At 41.9% G+C, this 1,518-nt stretch carries 1 protein-coding gene and 1 pseudogene; one reads left to right on the top strand and one right to left on the bottom strand.

Annotation, left to right across the window (positions count from 1 at the left end; all coding sequences use genetic code 11):
• Positions 1-72: 72 nt before the first annotated feature.
• Positions 73-672, bottom strand: a pseudogene (locus QUB39_RS30455) (IS4 family transposase); the annotation flags it as partial.
• Positions 673-1,058: 386 nt separating this feature from the next.
• On the opposite strand from QUB39_RS30455, the gene QUB39_RS30450 reads away from it, so the two are divergent.
• Positions 1,059-1,460 (top strand): hypothetical protein, encoded by a 402-nt coding sequence (locus QUB39_RS30450; RefSeq protein ID WP_333058670.1) that lies wholly within the window; start codon positions 1,059-1,061, stop codon positions 1,458-1,460.
• Positions 1,461-1,518 lie beyond the last annotated feature (58 nt).

Genomic DNA, 1,518 nt, shown 5'->3' with positions numbered 1-1,518 from the left:
TTTTTCTAATTAACTATTTTTATCGATTTTATCATGATCTTGCCTCTGTCTCACATTTATTTGAAATGACTATAAATTCGCATATAACAGGCGACTCATTACAATCTCACTCATCGTCAATGAAGCAATACCAGCCGATACGACTGCACCTGTGAGCAATGAAAAGAGCACTACCACTTTGGCGATGGGAAATCCACACCCAGTTTTTTGATTGCTGTGTTGCGGATACTCAGCTTGATTGGCAGCAGTATCACTCATCAACACGGTTGTGCCGGCGAGATCCCGCACCTGTCGTCCACACCATTGCTGTAGGCGAGGAACTTGCTTTTCTAGTGCCTCTGCCACTACAGGTACTAACTGTTGGACAAGTCTTTCAGGTAGTCGTTGACGAGCTTTACTGTATGCCCCAGTGTCTGAAGAAGGAGGCACCACTCCAGCACCACTGGGCCAGGTACTCATCCGTTTTACTGCTTGACTCAAACTTTTGTCTGGATCTAGTACCTGAGATATCATCGCCCATAAGGTAACTATCGGCGTATAGACGCTGTTGTAGTATCTGAGATTCTCCTTCGCCAGAAGCTCTTTGACTGTAGAGTCTGGTAGCAATTCTTTCCAGGGTAAGGCAACACTCTGTAAAAATTGTTGCTTGAGAATAGACGCACGATTGGGCATACTAGAGAGAGATATTTTGGTTTGTAAGGCAATTATCTATGCAGAGCTTGCCTTACAGATTTTTTTTTGCTCACTTTTTCAGTGCCATTGGATTTTAGTTGACATTGGTACTCCCGCGAAAATGCCTAAACAGAGGGGAAAATCCCCTGGTTGGGAAAAAGGAAGGGTACGAACCAAGGCACCGTCCTATCCCACTGTGAAAAAACGGGTTTCTCGACGCAAAAAGTCTTCAAGATTAGTTATTTAATCTTCTTCCTCTTGAGTTTTTGAGTAACAGCTTGCCGGATATTCAAAGGCAGCTACTTTTGGCTGCAATCATTTTTTAGTCTAAACTACAGGAAAAAAAGAAGGTTCACAAATACGAAGAGCATGGTAGAATATAAAGCATGACGCAAAAAACATCTGCTGACCAATTAGTAGAGACCTTACTGCAAAGCATTGAGCCATCTGCAATTGCTGACGAATCATTACGTCGTACAGTGTCCATATTGCTGAACCTTGTAGAGCAATTACAAGCAGAAACCAGAGAATTACGAGCAGAAAATCAAAGATTAAAATCCGAAAACAATCGCCTGAAAGGAGAACAAGGCAAACCAGAGGTCAAAGCTAATGGAGCGAAAAAGTTAAAAGAGAACTACTCATCGGAAAAAGAGCGAAAAGCACCCAAAAAGCACATTAAAAGTAGTAAAAATGCTCTGGTCAAAGTTGACCGATCAAAAATCCTGGAGTATCCTGAAGCAGAACTACCATTCGATGCAGAATTTAAGGGCAGGGTAAACGCATCTTAATTTCAGCCTAAAACATGATAAGATGAAGTATTGGGCTAAATCAAGTGCGTAATTAGGT

It is taken from the genome of Microcoleus sp. AT8-B5, from assembly GCF_036705565.1.
Taxonomy (GTDB): Bacteria; Cyanobacteriota; Cyanobacteriia; order Cyanobacteriales; family Microcoleaceae; genus Microcoleus.
The sequence above is the reverse complement of the archived record's forward strand: the minus strand, read 5'-3'. Positions and strand labels throughout refer to the sequence as shown.